The sequence below is a fragment of the Flavobacterium sp. Flavsp81 genome (assembly GCF_059491325.1).
In genome coordinates, this window is record NZ_CP168505.1 from 4,749,982 (window position 1) to 4,769,253 (window position 19,272).

The window sequence follows — 19,272 nt, forward strand, 5'->3', positions numbered from 1 at the left end:
TTAACAAAAAAATCAGATAATACAATAGATAGGGTAATATAGTATTGATAACGGCTAATAATGACAAAGACGCCCCTTTGGATAAGTTTTATTTTTGATAAAAATTAAGTTATGAAGATAAACTGGAAAGGCGTAATGCCAGCTGTAACAACAAAGTTTACAGAAGAAGGTCAATTAGACCTCGTAATGTTCGAAAAAAATATTAAAGCCCAAATCGATGCCGGAGCTTCCGGAATCATCCTGGGCGGAACCCTTGGCGAAGCCAGTACATTAACTAAAGAAGAAAAAGAGGTTCTAATAAATACGACATTAAAAATAGTCGAAGGAAAAATTCCGGTTATCGTAAATATTGCTGAGCAGACTACCAGCGAAGCAATTACTTTGGCAAAACGTGCTGAAGAATTAGGTGTAAATGGTTTGATGCTTTTGCCGCCAATGCGATATAAAGCCACAGACCATGAAACAGTTGTCTATTTTAAAGAAATAGCAAAAAGCACTTCGTTACCAATTATGATTTACAACAATCCTGTTGATTATAAAATTGAGGTAACACTTGACATGTTTGAAGAACTTTTAAAATTAGAAAACATTCAGGCAGTAAAAGAATCAACCAGGGATATTAGTAATGTAACGAGAATCAGAAACCGTTTTGGAGATCGTTTAAAAGTGCTTTGCGGAGTTGATACTCTGGCTCTGGAAAGTTTGGTGGCCGGAGCTGATGGATGGGTTGCAGGTTTGGTAGTGGCATATCCCGAAGAAACAGTTGCAATTTATAAATTGGTAAAAGCAGGAAGAATTGAAGAAGCTTTAGTAATTTACAGATGGTTTATGCCGTTGTTAGAATTAGATATTTCACCGCAATTGGTGCAGAATATAAAATTAGCTGAAGTTGCCACCGGACTCGGAACAGAAAACGTAAGGGCACCGAGACTTCCGTTGCAGGGAACAGAGAGAGAACGTGTTTTAGCAATTATTGATTATGCCATGAAAAACAGACCCGCTTTACCGGCATACAAAAACATATAACTTTTAGAATCAAAGAAAGCTATGATAACAGGAAAAAATTATATTGGAGATCTGCTTTCCGCAAAAGGTAAAACGACATATAAAACAATAAATCCGGAATTAAATTCGGAGAATCAAACAGTTTTTTATGAAGCTTCCGATGATGAAATTTCTCAGGCTGTGGTATTGGCAGATGAAGCTTTTAAAATATACGGAACAATTGAAGACGTAAAAAAAGCGGAGTTTTTAGAGGCTATTGCTGAAGAAATTGAAGCTCTTGGCGAAAATTTATTAGCGACTTATATTCAGGAATCAGGTCTTCCTGCCGGAAGAGCAAATGGAGAACGAGCCAGAACAACCGGACAGTTAAGAGCATTTGCAACCATGTTAAGAGAAGGTTCGTGGGTAGAAGCCGTCATTAATAAAACAGAAGGAAAGCCGGATATCCGAAGAATACAGATTCCAATTGGACCTGTAGTAGTTTTTGGAGCAAGTAATTTTCCACTGGCTTTCTCTACTGCCGGTGGTGATACAGCAAGCGCATTGGCAGCCGGTTGTCCTGTGATTGTAAAATCGCATCCGCTTCATGCGGGAACAGGAGAACTGGTTGCTTCGGCCATTATTAAAGCTGCAAAAAGAACGGGCATGCCTAATGGCGTTTTTTCTAATATCAACAGCAGCGGTATAGCGGTTGGAGCAGCTTTGGCCGAACATCCATTAGTAAAAGCAGTTGGATTTACAGGAAGTATTAAAGGAGGTACGGCACTTTGTAAAATTGCTGCCAACAGATCAGTCCCAATTCCTGTTTATGCAGAGATGGGAAGTATAAATCCGGTAGTGGTTTTACCATCCGCCTTAAAAAACGATAATGAAATTTGGGCTAAAAATTATGCCTCATCAATCGTTGCAGGAACAGGTCAGTTTTGTACAAATCCGGGACTTATTTTAGGAATAAACAGCAAAGAATTAGATAAATTTATTGCTAATTTAGTCTTAGAGTTAGATAATTTAGAACCAACCTGTATGCTGCATCCTGCTATTAAAACTCAATATGAAAATCTGAAATCAGAAGTTCTTGGGCAAGAAGGATATACGCAGCAGACTAGTTTAAATAAAGAGGTAAAACCAAATTATGCATTACAAAATATAATAACTGTTGATGGCAATACCTTCTTAAAAAACAAAACATTTCACAAGGAAGTTTTCGGTCCCTTTTCTGTTGTTGTTAAATGTGATAATATTCAACAGCTGAATAAAATTATTCATGATTTAGAAGGACAGCTGACAGGTACAGTTTTAAATTCTGATTTAGAAGAATTGGAAGCATTCAAAGAAGTCATTGAAAATCTAAAAAACAAAGTGGGACGATTAGTTTATAATAATGTTCCAACAGGAGTTGAGGTTTGTTCCGGAATGACACATGGCGGCCCTTTTCCTGCGAGTTCCGACAGTAAATTTACTTCGGTAGGATTAACAGCTGTAAAAAGATGGGTTCGTCCGGTTACATTTCAGGATTGGCCGGATCAATTATTGCCCGACGGATTGCAGGATAAAAATCCTTTAAATATTATCAGAACAGTAAATGATATACTAACAAAGAATCCTATTTAGTTTATGCCTAGAAAAACATTTTTTTGTGTAGATGCACATACCTGCGGAAATCCAGTAAGAGTAGTTGCCGGCGGAGGCCCAAATCTGGTTGGAAACAACATGAGTGAAAAGCGGCAGCATTTTTTAAAAGAATACGACTGGATCCGTAAAGGATTAATGTTTGAACCACGGGGTCATGATATGATGAGCGGAAGCATCCTTTATCCGCCCAGTAATCCGGAAAATGATTTTGGAATCTTATTTATAGAGACTTCAGGATGTCTGCCAATGTGCGGTCACGGAACTATCGGAACCATTACGATTGCTATCGAAGAGGGATTAGTCATTCCTAAAATTCCGGGAAAAATTAAAATGGAAGCCCCTGCAGGACTGGTTCAGATCGAATACCAGCAAACAGGTAAAAAAGTGGACTGGGTACGTCTGACAAATGTAAAATCATATTTGGCTGCAGAAGGTTTGACTGTTGATTGTCCGGGATTAGGTGAGATTATTTTTGATGTGGCTTACGGAGGAAACTATTACGCCATTGTAGATCCGCAAAAGAACTTTTCCGGAATTCATGACTTTACGGCAGGAAAAATTGTTCAGTACAGTCAGGAAGTCCGCAAACGAATCAATGAAAAATATCCGAATCTTTTTATTCATCCGGAAAACGATACCATCCGCGATGTAAGTCATATGCTTTGGACAGGAGAACCTATCGATCCAGCATCTTCAGGCAGAAATGCTGTTTTCTATGGTGACAAAGCCATTGACCGTTCTCCTTGCGGAACCGGAACTTCAGCCAGAATTGCACAACTTCACGCCAAAGGAAAACTAAAAAAAGGAGAAGATTATATTCATGAAAGTTTTATCGGAAGCAAGTTTATCGGACGGGTGGAAGAGGAAACTTCGATAGGAAATATTAAAGCTATTGTGCCAAGTATTCAGGGCTGGGCAAAAGTGTACGGTTATAATAATATCATCATTGACGAAGATGATGACCCGTATGCGTTTGGTTTTCAGGTAATTTAGATAAAATGATACTCTATAAGATTCATTGGTTTACAGAATACGTTTTGTCAATGAATTTTTAAATTTATAATACTGATGAAAAAAATAGGTATAATTGGTGGAGGAATAATAGGTTTATGTTCAGCATATTATCTGGCCAAAGAAGGTTATGAAGTAGTTGTTTTTGATAAATCGGATATGACAGATGGCTGTTCTTATGGAAATGCAGGAATGATTGTTCCTTCGCATATAATTCCGCTTGCACAGCCGGGCATGATAGCCCAGGGAATAAAATGGATGTTCGATAGCCACAGTCCGTTTTATGTGAAACCCAGATTGAGTACAGACTTAATGAAATGGGGACTGCAATTTTATAAACACGCCAATCTAAAACATGTGGAGAAAGCAATGCCGGCACTTTGTGATTTATCGCTTTTGAGTAAGGAACTGTATCAGGATTTTGCCAAAGAAAACAACTCTTTTTTCTATGAAGAAAAAGGGCTTTTGATGCTTTACAAAACAGATAAAACTGCCGAAGAAATTCATCATGAAGGAAAACTGGCGGAAGAATTAGGTTTAGAAGTCGATTTCCTTTCAAAAGAAGAAGTTTCAAAACTGGAAAAAGGCACAGCAACAAATGTAATTGGAGGTGTTCATTATAAAAGCGATGCACATATTTATCCGCAAAAATTCATGCAGTTTATCAAGGAAGAATTAAACAAACTGAATGTGACAATTCATACTCAGACAACTGTAAATGATTTTGTTTTGAAGAACAACACAATTACTGAAATCATAACCAATAAAGGCATCTTTACAATAGATGAGGTTGTTTTGGCTTCCGGATCATGGAGTCCTGAAATTGCTAAAAAATTAAATATCAATATTTCAATTTTACCGGGAAAAGGATACAGTTTTACTTTAAAAGATCAAAACCATAAACCTTCGATTCCGACTATTTTATGTGAAGGAAAAGTAGCGGTTACCCCTATGAATAATGATATACGTTTTGGAGGAACGATGGAAATTACCCATACCAGTGATACCAAAATCAATCAGAACAGAGTTCAGGGGATTGTGAATTCAATTAATGATTTTTATCCGGATTTAAAAATTGAGATGCCAAAAGAAGAAGAAACCTGGTTCGGATTCAGGCCATGTACACCTTCGGGAATGCCAATAATTGCGAGAGATAAAAAGATTAAAAATTTAACTTTAGTCACAGGACACGCGATGATGGGATTAAGTCTGGCACCGGCTACGGGCAAAATAGTAGCCGAGATTATTTCTGAGAAACGAACATCAGTAGATACCCAAATGTTTCAATTATAAAATTCAGCTTCATTTTTTTAATCAAAATGAAGCTGAATTTTTCATTAAAGCTATTACCGTTTTTAGATTATTTTATTTAAAGGAAATTTTAAATACAAACCAATATTTAGAATTTTAAATACATTTTTGAAATCATAACCAAAATTAACCAGCCAAAAAATGAAAGATAATAATCAGGAAGAATTTAAAAAAGAACTCGGACTTCTGGACGGAACCATGCTTGTGGTAGGTTCGATGATCGGATCAGGAATATTTATTGTCAGTGCTGATATTGCCAGACAAGTTGGATCTACGGGATGGCTGATCTTAATTTGGCTGATTTCGGGATTAATTACTATGATCGCAGCAGTAAGTTATGGAGAATTAAGTGCCATGTTTCCTAACGCCGGAGGTCAGTATGTGTACCTGAAAGAAGCCTATAATAAACTAATCGCCTTTTTGTACGGCTGGAGTTTTTTTGCTGTTATCCAAACCGGAACAATTGCAGCGGTTGGAATGGCGTTTTCAAAATTTGCAGCCTATTTAGTTCCGGCTGTGAGCGATGAAAATATCATTTATCAAGTAGGAAGCTTTAAACTTAATGTAGCCCAGATAGTTTCGATTGTAACAATCATTTTTTTAACCTATTTAAATACCTGTGGTGTAAAAAACAGTAAAATTTTACAAACGATACTTACTATTATCAAAATATTATCGATTTCGGGATTAATCATTTTCGGATTTACATTAGCTGCTAAAGCTTCTGTCTGGGATGCCAACTGGACAGATGCCTGGACACCTCATTCTTTTAATACAGAATCAGGTTCCTGGCTGCCAATTGGAGGAACCGCCTTAATTTCCGGAATTTCTGCTGCTATGGTTGGAGCTTTATTTTCCAGTGATTCCTGGACAGGAGTTACTTTCATTGCGGGAGAAATTAAAAACCCTAAGCGTAATGTTGGGTTAAGTATGCTTTTAGGAACAGTTATCGTTACTATAATTTATGTTCTGACCAACTTAATGTATGTGGCTGTTATTCCGTTAAGCGAAATCGCAACAGCTAAATCTGACAGAGTAGCGGTAGTAGCTTCCCAATATATTTTTGGAGACATTGGAACATTGATTATTGCACTGATGATTATGATTTCGACTTTCGCCTGCAATAACGGATTGATTATGGCAGGAGCCAGAGTTTATTACACGATGGCAAACGATGGTTTGTTTTTTAAAAAAGCAGCCAAATTGAATAATGCAAGTGTTCCTGCCTGGGCACTTTGGGCGCAATGTATCTGGGCTTCTGTATTATGTCTTACAGGCAAATACGGAGATTTATTGGACTTTGTAATTATCATAGTCCTTATTTTTTATATCCTGACTATTTGCGGAATTATTATTCTTCGTAAAAAAATGCCTGATGCAATACGTCCTTACAAAGCTTTTGGATATCCTTTTTTACCATTGCTGTACATTATAATTGCTTCGGTTGTTTGTATTTCTTTATTATTTACAAAATTCTCAACTTGTGGCTGGGGAGTTTTGATAATGTTAATGGGAATTCCAATTTATTATTTGATAAAAGAAAAAAGTACCAATTAATTGCTATTCAATTTGATCTGTTGGTTAACGTAGAGGCGCACAGCAGTGCATCTACACCCAGATATCGACAAATATTGCGTAGCCGCACTTGCTGTGCGTTTCTACAATATGCTGAATGTAAAGCCTGTGTTTCTACAAATCTGGATTTGAACACTATTAGTATTTAATAACCTATTTTTTCCTGCATTCTATTCCCATTGGGGTAATATAATCTTAATATGAGTTAATATTAGCCCATAGACATCAGAAAATTATATATATATTTATTAATATTTAATTATGAAAACAACCGTAATAAAAATAAGTGTGTTTTTAACACTTTCGTGGTGTTTAGCAGGTTATGCCCAGGGTACTTTGAAAGAGTACAAGAAGGCAAATGCCGTAGATTCCTTATTTAAAAACAAAACAATAAATACCCCTAAAGAATTTCACTGGATCGGGAATGATTATGTTTGGTATAGTAACAACATTCTAAAAGGAAAAGAATTTCTTTTGGTCGATACGAAGCAGCACAAACAATCATTGGCTTTTGATCATAATCGATTAAGTGAATCGCTGTCAAAAATTCTGAGAAAAGAAGTCAGTTCTAAAGAGCTGCCGATCGATAATTTAGAATTTGATAAAACGTTGTCAACATTAGTTTTTACAACAGATACACTCAAAATATCCTGTAATTTAAATACCTATGAATTAACTAAAATTAAAGGTGGTTATAAAAAACCATTGAAAAAAGAGGATTATTGGGGAGGAAATTTTGATGAACTCGGGAATAAACCTGTAGGTTCTCCGGATTCTTTGTATATCGCATTTATAAAGAATTATAATCTGTATATAAAAAATAAAAAAACAAAAGCAGAAACACAATTGAGTTATGATGGCTCAAAAGGATTTTATTATTCATCCTATATGCAATGGTCGCCGGACAGCCGTGAAATAATGGCATATAAAGTGAGACCGGGTGAAGAGCATAAAATTTATTTTGTAGAATCAAGTCCGTCAGATCAGTTTCAGCCAAAATTGCAAACCAGAGATTATCTAAAACCCGGTGATCAATTACCTTTTAAAAGTCCGCAGTTGTTTGTTGTGGTTTCAAAAAAACAAATTCCTGTTGCCACAGATTTATTTCAGGAGCAATATGATCTTTCAGGCATGGAATGGAAAGACGACAGCAGCAGTTTTACTTTTGAATACAATCAAAGAGGGCATCAGGTGTATCGTGTTTTGGAAGTAAATGCAGTTACCGGAAAAGTAAAGGTTTTAATAGAAGAAACCAGTCCGACTTTTGTAGAATATAGCGGTAAAAGATACCGATACGATCTCAAAAAAAGCAACGAAATCATTTGGGCTTCGGAGCGTGACGGATGGAATCATTTGTATTTGTACGATGCCATTACAGGAAAAGTAAAAAATCAGATTACAAAAGGAAACTGGCCAGTTCGGGAAGTAATTAAAGTTGATGAAGAAAAAAAACAAATCTATTTTACGGCAAGCGGATTAGACAATGATCAGGATCCTTATTTGCTGCATTTTTGCCGGATTGATTTTAACGGAAAAAACTTTAAAAGATTAACGACAGAAAACGGAAATCATAAAGTGATTTTTTCGCCGGATTACAACTATTATGTAGACCAATATTCGCGGGTAGATGCTGCGCCAATTACAGTTCTGAAAAGTGTTGATTCTCAAAAAACAATTGTAGAAATGCAAAAAGCTGATATTTCGGCATTACAGAAAACAGGCTGGACGGCTCCGGAAGTTTTTACGGCGAAAGGCAGAGATGGCAAAACAGATATTTGGGGAGTTATTGTGCGTCCGACTACTTTTGATCCGAATCGTAAATATCCAATTATTGAATATATTTATGCCGGTCCACAGGATTCATTTGTTCCAAAAAACTTTCAGCCTTATTACTGGGCAATGTCGTCTTTGGCAGAATTAGGATTTATTGTGGTTCAGATTGACGGAATGGGAACTTCAAATCGTTCAAAATCCTTTCATGATGTCTGCTGGAAAAATTTAAAAGACGGAGGTTTCCCCGATAGAAAACTTTGGATGAAAGCCGCAGCTGCAAAATATCCATATATGAATATTGATAAAGTTGGAATTCATGGCACATCAGCAGGCGGACAAAATGCAGGAGCTGCTTTGGTTTTTAATTCAGATTTTTATGATGTTGCCGTAGCTTCCTGTGGCTGTCACGATAACCGAATGGATAAAATGTGGTGGAACGAACAATGGATGGGATACCCGATTGGGCCCGAATACGAAGCGTGTTCGAATACCGCCAATGCAGCCCAATTGAAAGGGGATTTGATGCTGATTCTGGGAGAATTAGATGATAATGTTGATCCGGCATCGACCATGCAATTTGCAAATGCATTGATTAAAGCCAATAAAAATTTCGAATTAGTTACCGTTCCCGGTATGGGACATTCGGCCGGAGGAGATTTTGGAGAACGCAAACGCAGGGATTATTTTGTACAGCATTTATTAGGAGTTACACCGCCAGGCTGGGATGAAATTTATAATTAGAATTCTTAAAAGAATAAAAAAATAGAGGTTTTGTAAATCGGAAGAATAAAATTAAGGATGAAAAAATATCAGTTATTTATTTGTGTAATACTAAGTTTTTGGGCATCATGTACAACCATGTTTGCACAGAACGGTGATCAGATTTTAGACGGAATTGGCGAAACCGGATTAATTGCCCGCTATGTATTTGATGGTGATGCAAAAGATTGGTCTCGAAATAATTTACACGGAAAAATTCAGGATGTAAAGGCTAAATTCGTAAATGACGAACAGTTTGGCAGAGTACTTTCTTTACCGGCAGATAGTAATTCTTTTGTTTCAATTCCGGGTGATGCTTTGGCAGGAGAAGAATCACTGAGTATTACAGGTTGGATTTACCTGCGCTCTGTACAAAAAGGGCAAATGTTTTTTGATTTTGGAAAAAACTCCAAATCACATTTTTTTGCCGCACCAACAGGAACTCGGGATAAAGAAGGATTTCGGACAGAAATTACAACTGAAACCGGGGATAAATACAGTACGCATTCACCAGTTGCAGAAACAAATAAGTGGAATCATGTAGCAATGATTATAAATATTCCCTCGAAATCGATCAGCACTTATGTGAATGGTATACTGGTGGGCGAAACTAAAAATGTAGAACTGGACTTAGCACAATTATTCGATTATAATTCAGGTGGAAAAAACAGGCTTTACATAGGAAAATCGCTGACAGATGGAGATACTTATTTAAACGCCAAATTACATGATTTCAGAATTTATCGGGTTCCTTTAACAGACAAACAAATTACCAGAATTTATAACAATGCTTTAAAAGAAGGTCAGGAAGAAGAGGAATCAGGGGAAGAACAAACAGCAGATTTACCAAAGTTTTCTAAAACGACTCCTCAGCTTTATAATCAATTCCTGATCAGTATATCAGATGTAAAAGTAGAAACAACGGTGGGGAATCTTCCGCGATTGCCTGTTTATGTAAAAGGTGTTTACCGTGATGGAATCGAAGGACCTGAAGTTCGCGTAATTTGGCCTTCGCCGAAAGATAATAGTCAGGTACTAAAAAGTGGGCAATATACAATAACCGGAAGCATTCCCGGAACAGATTTAAAGTCAAAAGCTATTGTAATTGTAAAAGAAGCTAAAGAAACAGCTCCACCGGAACGCAAGCTGGAAGTTTTTAAACTGGATCAGGTTTCATTGAATAACGATCTTGAGGAACACCATACCAAGTTTATTGAGAATCGCGATAAGTTCCTGACAACCCTTGCCACAACAGATCCGGACTCTTTTCTTTATATGTTTCGTAATGCTTTTGGACAAAAACAGCCAACAGAAGCAGAACCACTTGGAGTATGGGATACTCAGGAAACTAAATTACGCGGACATGCTACAGGTCATTACCTGACTGCAATTGCTCAGGCATACGCTAGTACGGGTTATGATAAAACACTTCAGGCAAATTTTGCTCAAAAAATGGAGTATATGGTCAATACGCTGTACCAGTTATCACAATTGTCCGGAAAACCAAAAGAATCCGGAGGAAAGTATGTGTCAGATCCAACGTTAGTACCGCCTGGAGATGGCAGACCAACCTATGATTCAGATTTGAGTCCCGAAGGTATTCGTACCGATTACTGGAATTGGGGAAAAGGATTTATAAGTGCTTATCCACCGGATCAATTTATTATGCTGGAAAACGGAGCAACTTATGGAGGACAAAAGACTCAAATTTGGGCACCTTATTATACGCTACATAAAATTCTTGCCGGTTTGATGGATGTTTACGAAGTAAGCGGTAATGAAAAAGCACTTGAAACTGCCAAAGGGATGGGTGATTGGGTTTACGCCCGTATGAAAAAGCTGCCAACAGAGACACTTATCAGTATGTGGAACCGCTATATTGCCGGAGAATTTGGCGGAATGAATGAAGCGATGGCAAGACTCTACAGGATCACAAAAGATCTTCATTATTTGGAAGTAGCCCAATTATTCGACAATATCAAAGTGTTTTATGGTGATGCAAACCACTCACACGGATTAGCTAAAAATGTGGATACGTTCAGAGGATTACACGCCAATCAGCATATTCCACAAATTATGGGAGCGCTCGAAATGTATCGTGATTCCAATACTCCGGATTATTACAGGATAGCTGATAACTTTTGGAATAAAACCGTAAATGACTATATGTACAGTATTGGTGGAGTTGCCGGAGCACGTAATCCTGCTAATGCGGAATGCTTTATCAGCGAGCCGGCAACAATTTATGGAAACGGCTTTTCATCTGGAGGTCAAAATGAAACTTGTGCAACTTACAACATGCTTAAATTAACCGGAGATCTGTTTCTTTATGAGCAACGCGGGGAGTTAATGGATTATTATGAACGTGGTCTTTACAATCACATCCTTTCTTCCGTAGCTGAAAATAGTCCTGCAAATACATACCATGTACCGCTGAGACCGGGTTCCGTAAAACAGTTTGGCAATCCACACATGACGGGTTTCACTTGTTGTAACGGAACGGCTATTGAGAGCAATACGAAATTTCAGAATTCAATTTATTTTAAAAGTGCTGATAATAATGCGCTGTATGTTAATCTTTATGTGCCTTCAACATTAAAATGGACAGAAAAGAATGTGATTGTAGAACAAACAACTGATTTTCCTAACGAGGATTTTACCAAATTAACTATTAAAGGAAATGGCAAATTCGATCTAAAAGTGCGTGTACCGCATTGGGCAACCAAAGGATTTTTTGTCAAGATAAATGGTAAGCCCGAAAAGGTAAAAGCACAGCCGGGAAGCTATCTTACATTGAACAGAAAATGGAAAGACGGCGATATAATTGAGCTGCGCATGCCATTTCAATTTCACTTAGAACCTGTTATGGATCAGCAAAATATTGCGAGTTTATTTTACGGGCCAATATTGCTGGCAGCCCAGGAATCTGAACCAAGAAAAGAGTGGCGCAAAATAACTTTAGATGTTAAAGATATAAGCAAATCGATAGAAGGAAATCCTAAGAAGTTGCAATTTAGTATTGACGGAGTTGTTTTCAAACCTTTTTATGAAACCTATGGACGTCATTCCGTTTATCTGGATGTTACACTGAAATAGTTTTCAGAATTAAAAGAAGTTGCCGCGACTCGAACGATAGCAATCAAGTGAAGCAATTAACGAAAGTGTTTTTTGGTTTTGACAAAGAGTTACTAACTTAAAAGAGTTCAACAGAAGAATGTTTTACGACAGATTTAAATATTATTTTTTTTGTGTCACGCAGATTTTGCAGATAAAGCAGATTTATTTTAGAGTGCAGTATTAAATAGCTGCTTTATCTGCAAAATCTGCGTGAGAAAATATTTTAACACAGATTCTCGAGAAAGTGGGTTTGGGACAAAAGACTTAGAATTACACGGATTATTACGAATTTAATTAGTGTAAATTAGTGTAATTCGTGGCAAAAAAAATAACCCAGCATTAAAATCATCAAATCAATACTATGAAAAAATCAATTCTAAGCCTTATTTTATTTTTATCGCTGACATTTCAATCCTTTGCCAATGAGCTTATAGATGTAATAAACACATTTCAGGCAGATAAGTCTGCGCTGCAAAAATTCTACGCGAATAATGAGTCCGAAGAATATTATGTGCGCTTTTCTAAGTTTTATGACGACTGGGGAAAAATGATAAAAAGTATTGATTTTAAAAATTTATCCAAAGAAGAAAAAGTAGATTACCTATTGTTGAAAAACCTGATCAGCAAAGAAAATTATTTTTTGCAGATAGAATACAAAGGGTATAAAGAAGTAGCTTCGGTTTTAGATTTTTCAGATGAAATAAACCTTTTTATTAAAGAAAGGAAAAGAGGAAAACGACCTGTTTCAAATCAATTGGCAAAAGCTTTTGATGCAGCAGAAATAAGTATTGATAAAAAAATTAAACTACTGAAAACCAAACCTTTTAAAGATTGGCTGGCGGCTGAAAAGACAGTGAATGTTGTAGTTTCTTTTGAGAAAACATTAAAAGAAGCTTATGATTTTTATTACAGTTATGATCCTGATTTTACCTGGTGGATGGAAAAACCGTATAAAAATCTATCAGAAAAGCTTAAAATTTATGAGGAGTTTTTAAGAGCAAATTATTCCAAAACAAGTATAAAAGACGATGGAAGCGGTATTGTTGGAAAACCAATTGGCAGAGAAGCTATCATTAAAAGTTTGTCGTATGAGTATATTCCGTATTCTCCCGAAGAACTTATTGCGGCAGCACAAAATCAATTTGAATGGTGCAAAAAAGAAATGATCAAAGCATCAACAGAATTAGGTTATGGAAAAGACTGGAAAGCAGCTTTGGAACATGTTAAAGATACTTATGTACCTGCAGGCGAGCAACCACAGGCGATTACCAATTTGTATAATCAATCAGTAAAATTTATCGAAGAAAGAGATTTAATCACCTTGCCGGAACTCACGAAAGAAACCTGGCAGATGATTATGATGACGCCGGAACGCCAAAAAGTGAATCCGTTTTTTACCGGAGGCTGGGAAATCAGTATTTCGTATCCTACCGAAGATATGGATCAGAAAGACAAGCTGATGAGTATGCGCGGCAATAATCCAAATTTCTCTTTCGGGACGGTGCAGCATGAATTATTGCCGGGGCATAATCTGCAGTTTTTCATGAACAGCCGTTACAAATCATATCGTCAGCCTTTTGACACTCCTTTCTGGATGGAAGGCTGGGCTTTGTATTGGGAAATCATACTCTGGAACAAACAATTTCCGCAGACACCGGAACAAAAATTAGGAATGCTTTTTTGGAGAATCCACCGTTGTGCCCGAATCATATTTTCATTAAAATATCATCTGGGAGAAATGACTCCGCAGCAATGCATCGATTTGTTAGTGAATGAAGTAGGACATGAAAAAGCCAATGCGGAAGCCGAAGTAAGACGTTCTTTTGCCAGTGGAGATGCACCCCTGTATCAGGTTGCGTATATGACGGGTGGATTACAGTTTTATGCTTTAAGAAATGAATTGCTGGCAAAAGGATGGACAGAAAAGCAGTTTCATGACCGCGTTTTAAAAGAAAATATTATGCCGGTCGAAATGCTCCGAATTGTATTGGAAGATTTACCTGTTTCTGAAGATTATAAAACCAATTGGAAGTTTTCTACAGATTTTAAATAATTAAAAAGTATAACAAAGAAGCTAAATAGAATCTATTGAGATCTAAAAAAAATAATTAGAACTATGAAAAAAATACAACTTTTGATTTTGATGATTTGCTGCGCAATTACTTCAAATACTTTACAGGCACAGGAATATTGGGATAGGATTAAAGCAAAGAAATCAACGCTCGAAACAGAAAAAGGATTTATCAATTTGAGCACCAGATCTTTCGAACTCAAATTATTAAAATCATCTCAAACAGTAGCGGCTTTGTCTCCTGTTACAGATAAAACGTTCGATTTTACACCCGGAGAACGACTTTCTATTCGGGATAAAGATGGTTTATATCAGTTAGGAGATATTAACCTTCGAATTAAAGCAGCAGATGGAAGCTGGAAAAGTTACTCCACAGCTGCGAAGAGAGCTTCTGTTGCTACTCTGAATGTTTCCGGAAATGTTTTGGCAGCAGCCAATCTTTCGAATACATTACCTGCGGATATTCCTGTAATGATAAAACGCTTTTATGAAGAAAAAGAAGGGAATTTAATTCTGCGTTTTGAAATTACTAACAAATCCAGCACCGCTCAGGAAATTGGAGCATTAGGGATTCCAATGGTTTTTAATAACATTTTAGAAGGAAAAACATTAGATGAAACGCATCTTCATAATGTGTTTTTTGATCCTTATATTGGTAAGGATGCCGGTTATCTTGAAGTGAAACGACTAAGTGGTCACGGACCTGCATTGTTATTACTTCCGGAGGAAAATATGCCTTTTGAAGCGTATCGTCCATTATTGGATGATGAAACCCCAAGAAGTATTGTCTTTGAAGGCTTCCACGAATGGATGCCATTAAGCAAAGCCTATGCAGAGCAGGAATGGAAAACTGCCGAACAATGGAACACACCAACTTCATTGGTACTTCAACCGGGAGAAGCTAAAAGTTTTGCATTGAAGTTTGTACTGGTGGATCAAATTGAAAATATTCAATCTGGTTTGATTCAAAACGAGCGCCCTGTGGCAGTGGGAGTTCCGGGTTATGTTTTGCCTCAGGATGTTGACGGACAACTTTTTATAAAATATAAAAAAGCAATAAAATCTTTTAAAACAGAACCGGAAGGGGCTTTAGTTTTAGAGGAAAAATCAAAAAATAAAAACGGTTATTTTCAGTACGCTGTACACGGAAAAAAATGGGGAAGAGCCAGACTAACAGTAGTGTATGAAGACGGATTAGAGCAAACAATCAATTATAAAGTAATAAAATCTGAAACCAATGTAGTAGCTGATTTTGGGCATTTTTTGACAACAGCCCAATGGTTCGACGAGAAAAATGATCCTTTTCATCGAAATCCTTCGGTAATCTCTTATGATTATGAAACCAAAAAACAAGTTTCTCAGGACAGTCGTGTCTGGATTTCAGGTTTAAGTGACGAAGGAGGAGCAGGAGGATGGCTGGGTGCAATTATGAAGCAATTGATTGATCCGAACAAAGAAGAAGTAGAAAAATTAGAGCAGTTTGTTGATAAAACATTGTGGGGTGGAATTCAGTATAATACGGCTGATACACTTAAATACGGAGTTAAAAAAAGTGTTTTTTATTACGAACCTACAAAAATGCCGGAAGGAACGTACAGCAAAGATGTGAATTATAAAACCTGGGCAGCATGGGACAAAAAAGGTGCTGATGATCCGGGAAGATCATACAATTATCCGCACGTTGCCGCTGCATACTGGACCATGTATCGCCTGGCCAGATATCATGATGGTTTGGTTACCAATCACGCTTGGGACTGGTATTTGAAAAATGCTTACGAAACCAGCATTGCAATGACAAGATTAGCACCTTATTACGCGCAATTTGGACAAATGGAAGGAACGGTTTTTTTATTGATTTTAAAAGATTTAAAAACGGAAGGATATACAGAAATGGCGAATAATCTGGAAGCTAAAATGAAAGAAAGAGCAGATCATTGGAGAACGCTTAATTACCCTTTTGGAAGTGAAATGCCCTGGGATTCAACAGGTCAGGAAGAAGTCTATATGTGGTCAGATTATTTTGGATATACAGATAAAGCGAAGATCACGCTAGATGCCATTTTAGCCTATATGCCTACAATGCCACATTGGGCTTATAATGGGAATGCCCGCAGGTACTGGGATTTTTTATACGGAGGAAAATTATCCAGAGTAGAGCGTCAGATTCATCATTATGGATCAGCTTTAAATGCGATTCCGGTTTTGGAACAGTTCAGAAAAACACCTGAAGATTTTCATTTACTAAAAGTAGGTTACGGCGGATTATTAGGCGGAATTTCAAATATTACAGAAGATGGTTTTGGGTCTGCGGCTTTTCACTCGTATCCTGAAACTTTAAGAATAGATTATTTATCAGGAGATTATGGCTCCGGTTTCTTTGGTTATGCTGTGAATACGGCTACTTTTATTACTAATGAAAAAGACTATGGCTGGGTTGCTTTTGGAGGTAATATAAAAGAAAAAGGAGATGAGGTTGAAGTAGAAATTACAACAGCAGCCAAATCTAAAGTATTCATTGCACCGAAAAAAATATGGCTGACATTAGATGCAGGAACATTTAAAAAAGTAAATTACAATACTAAAACCGGTGCCATTACAATTACTTTGGATCCTAAAACTCCCTATACGCCTAATGCTTATTTAAGAGTAGATCAGGATGTAAAATTATCTTATGAAAAAGTAAGAGGTGCCTATAAAATTGCTTTGAAAAATAAAGCTGTTCAAATTAAATTATAAGTATGAAATGAAGCAGAAATCAAATAAACACCTTTTCAAAAAAATAATATTTGTCTTATTTGGAATACTTGCCAGTTTAAATTCAGCTGCCCAAAATTTCGAGAAATATTTTCCCAAAAAAGACCTGACTACAGTAGGAGTATATTATTATCCGGAACATTGGGACCAGGGCCAATGGGATCGTGACTTAAAAAAGATTGCCGAAATGGGTTTTGAGTTTACCCATTTTGGCGAATTTGCATGGGCACAATTAGAACCGCAAGAAGGTGTTTATGATTTTAAATGGCTGGATAAAGCAGTAGAAATTGCTGCAAAGTATAATTTAAAAATTATTATGTGTACCTCTACGGCTACACCTCCAGTCTGGCTGGTTCGCCAGCATCCCGATGTATTGGCTACTTATGAAGATGGTACCAAAACGGATCACGGTTCGAGACAACACGCATCATTTTCAAGTAATTACTACCGAAGCTATTCTTTAAAAATGATTGAAGAATTAGCAAAAAAATATGGTAATAATAAAAACATTATTGGCTGGCAGGTAGATAATGAACCTTCGCGTTTTCTGGATTATGGATCGGATGCACAAAAGCGCTATCGCAATTGGTTAAAGGAAAAATATGTAACTATTGAGGCTTTAAATCAAGCTTGGGGAAATAATTTCTGGAGTGGAACTTATAGCGACTTTAGTCAGATTAATATTCCGCTGCATAAAGAATGGGGAATGAACTTACATTCTCAACTAGATCATTACAGATTTGCTGACGAGGAAACGGCAACTTTTCTGGATAGTCAGGCGCTTACTATTCGCAAATACATAACCAAAGACCAATGGATTACGTCTAATTACAGATCCAATTACGATGAAAGTTTTGTTGGAATGAGCAAGGAATTGGATTTTGACTGTTATACACGATATTTAGTTTATGGAGGAAGTCTTGGAGTTGGTCCAAAAGGTTATCGTTTAGGCGATTATACTGCTATTGGAATGTCTAATGATTTTTTTCGTCCTTTAAAAGGTATGTATGGTTGTATGGAACTGCAGCCGGGACAAGTAAACTGGGGAAATATTAATCCACAGCCATTGCCCGGAAGTATTCGTATGTGGTTATGGCATGTTTTTGCAGGTGGGAGTAAATTTACGTGTACGTATCGTTTTCGTGCCCCTTTATATGGTTTTGAGCAGTTTCATTATGGAATTGTAGGTACAGATGGTGTAACACCAACCGTTGGCGGTACAGAATTTGCCCAGTTTATAAAGGAAATTAATACGTTGCGAAAAATTTACGATACTAAAGCCACATTACCAAAGGAGTATTTAGGACGTAAAACCGGAATTCTTTTTAATGCAGACAATGTTATGGGCATTGAGTTAAACAAGCAAACAAAAGAGTGGAATACAATTGGGCATTTCTTAAAATATTATAAAGCGGCAAAATCTATTGGTGCGCCGGTCGATTTTGTTCGGGATACCACTAATTTCTCTAATTATCCTTTTTTGATTGTACCTGCCTATCAGATGATTGACCAAAAAATGATCGATAAACTCACTTTGTATGCAAAAAATGGAGGGAATTTAGTGTTGAGTTGTCGATCTGGAATTCAAAACCGTCAGGGCCATCTTTGGGAAGCTAAATTTTATGAACCGATGTGGAACTTAATAGGTACTCAAATAGAATCCTATGATTTGTTAATGCCACAATCTCCGGGTATAATAAAGTTTAATAATCAGGAATTTAGTTGGACCAGTTGGGGAGATTTACTTAAACCAAATAAAGAAACAGAAATTTGGGGAACCTATGAAGGTGATTTTTATTCCGGAACTCCTGCAATTATTTCACATCATTTAGGAAAAGGAACAGTAACCTATGTTGGTGTAGATTCTAAAAATGGTGATCTCGAAAAACAAATATTAAGGAAGTTATATCAAAAACAAAATGCTCCCATAGAAGATTATCCTGAGGGAGTTATGGTTGAGTATCGTGACGGATTTGGTATAGCAGTCAATTATTCGGATAAAATTTACAACATCAATTTGCCGGAAAGTGCCAAAATCATTATTGGAACCAAAACAATAAAAACTGCTGGTGTACTGGTCTGGAAATATTAAATATAAGTTCGTTGCGCAATCATAACTAAAACATTTAACACATAGAAACATAGATTTTATATCACAATGTAAAAAAAGAATTATAAAAGAAACTTGTTTCTCACACATAGTCTGAGCTATGTTTATTTATAGAAAGTGAAACGCCTTTTTGGATGTCGCAATAACTATGATT

At 36.7% G+C, this 19,272-nt stretch carries 10 protein-coding genes; all 10 read left to right on the top strand.

Annotated features, from left to right (window positions below):
• Positions 1-111 precede the first annotated feature (111 nt).
• The 10 genes from ACEN92_RS19830 to ACEN92_RS19875 all read left to right on the top strand — a co-directional run bounded on the left by ACEN92_RS19830 (position 112) and on the right by ACEN92_RS19875 (position 19,100).
• Positions 112-1,026: a dihydrodipicolinate synthase family protein gene (locus ACEN92_RS19830; protein ID WP_495640048.1), complete on the top strand. Its 915-nt coding sequence runs from the start codon at positions 112-114 to the stop codon at positions 1,024-1,026.
• A gap of 21 nt (positions 1,027-1,047) precedes the next feature.
• Entirely contained in the window at positions 1,048-2,616 is a 1,569-nt protein-coding gene (locus ACEN92_RS19835; RefSeq protein WP_495640049.1) for an aldehyde dehydrogenase (NADP(+)), read from the top strand.
• A 3-nt stretch (positions 2,617-2,619) separates the two neighbouring features.
• Entirely contained in the window at positions 2,620-3,630 is a 1,011-nt protein-coding gene (locus ACEN92_RS19840; RefSeq protein WP_495640050.1) for a 4-hydroxyproline epimerase, read from the top strand.
• 75 nt (positions 3,631-3,705) lie between these two features.
• The gene (locus ACEN92_RS19845; protein ID WP_495640051.1) at positions 3,706-4,941 is read left to right on the top strand and encodes an NAD(P)/FAD-dependent oxidoreductase; all 1,236 of its coding nucleotides are present in this window, start codon (positions 3,706-3,708) and stop codon (positions 4,939-4,941) included.
• A 159-nt stretch (positions 4,942-5,100) separates the two neighbouring features.
• Positions 5,101-6,516 carry an APC family permease gene (locus ACEN92_RS19850; protein WP_495640052.1) on the top strand — a complete coding sequence of 472 codons (1,416 nt, stop codon included), beginning with the start codon at positions 5,101-5,103 and terminating at the stop codon, positions 6,514-6,516.
• A 279-nt stretch (positions 6,517-6,795) separates the two neighbouring features.
• Positions 6,796-9,048, top strand: a complete 2,253-nt coding sequence (locus tag ACEN92_RS19855) for a S9 family peptidase (protein ID WP_495640053.1) — start codon at positions 6,796-6,798, stop codon at positions 9,046-9,048.
• 57 nt (positions 9,049-9,105) lie between these two features.
• Positions 9,106-12,162 (top strand): beta-L-arabinofuranosidase domain-containing protein, encoded by a 3,057-nt coding sequence (locus ACEN92_RS19860; protein WP_495640054.1) that lies wholly within the window; start codon positions 9,106-9,108, stop codon positions 12,160-12,162.
• 382 nt (positions 12,163-12,544) lie between these two features.
• On the top strand, positions 12,545-14,236 hold the full coding sequence (locus ACEN92_RS19865) for a DUF885 family protein (protein WP_495640055.1): 1,692 nt from the start codon (positions 12,545-12,547) through the stop codon (positions 14,234-14,236).
• A gap of 63 nt (positions 14,237-14,299) precedes the next feature.
• Positions 14,300-16,990, top strand: coding sequence for a DUF5695 domain-containing protein (locus tag ACEN92_RS19870; protein ID WP_495640056.1), 2,691 nt, complete (start codon positions 14,300-14,302; stop codon positions 16,988-16,990).
• Positions 16,991-16,997: 7 nt separating this feature from the next.
• Positions 16,998-19,100: a beta-galactosidase gene (locus ACEN92_RS19875; RefSeq protein WP_495640057.1), complete on the top strand. Its 2,103-nt coding sequence runs from the start codon at positions 16,998-17,000 to the stop codon at positions 19,098-19,100.
• Positions 19,101-19,272 lie beyond the last annotated feature (172 nt).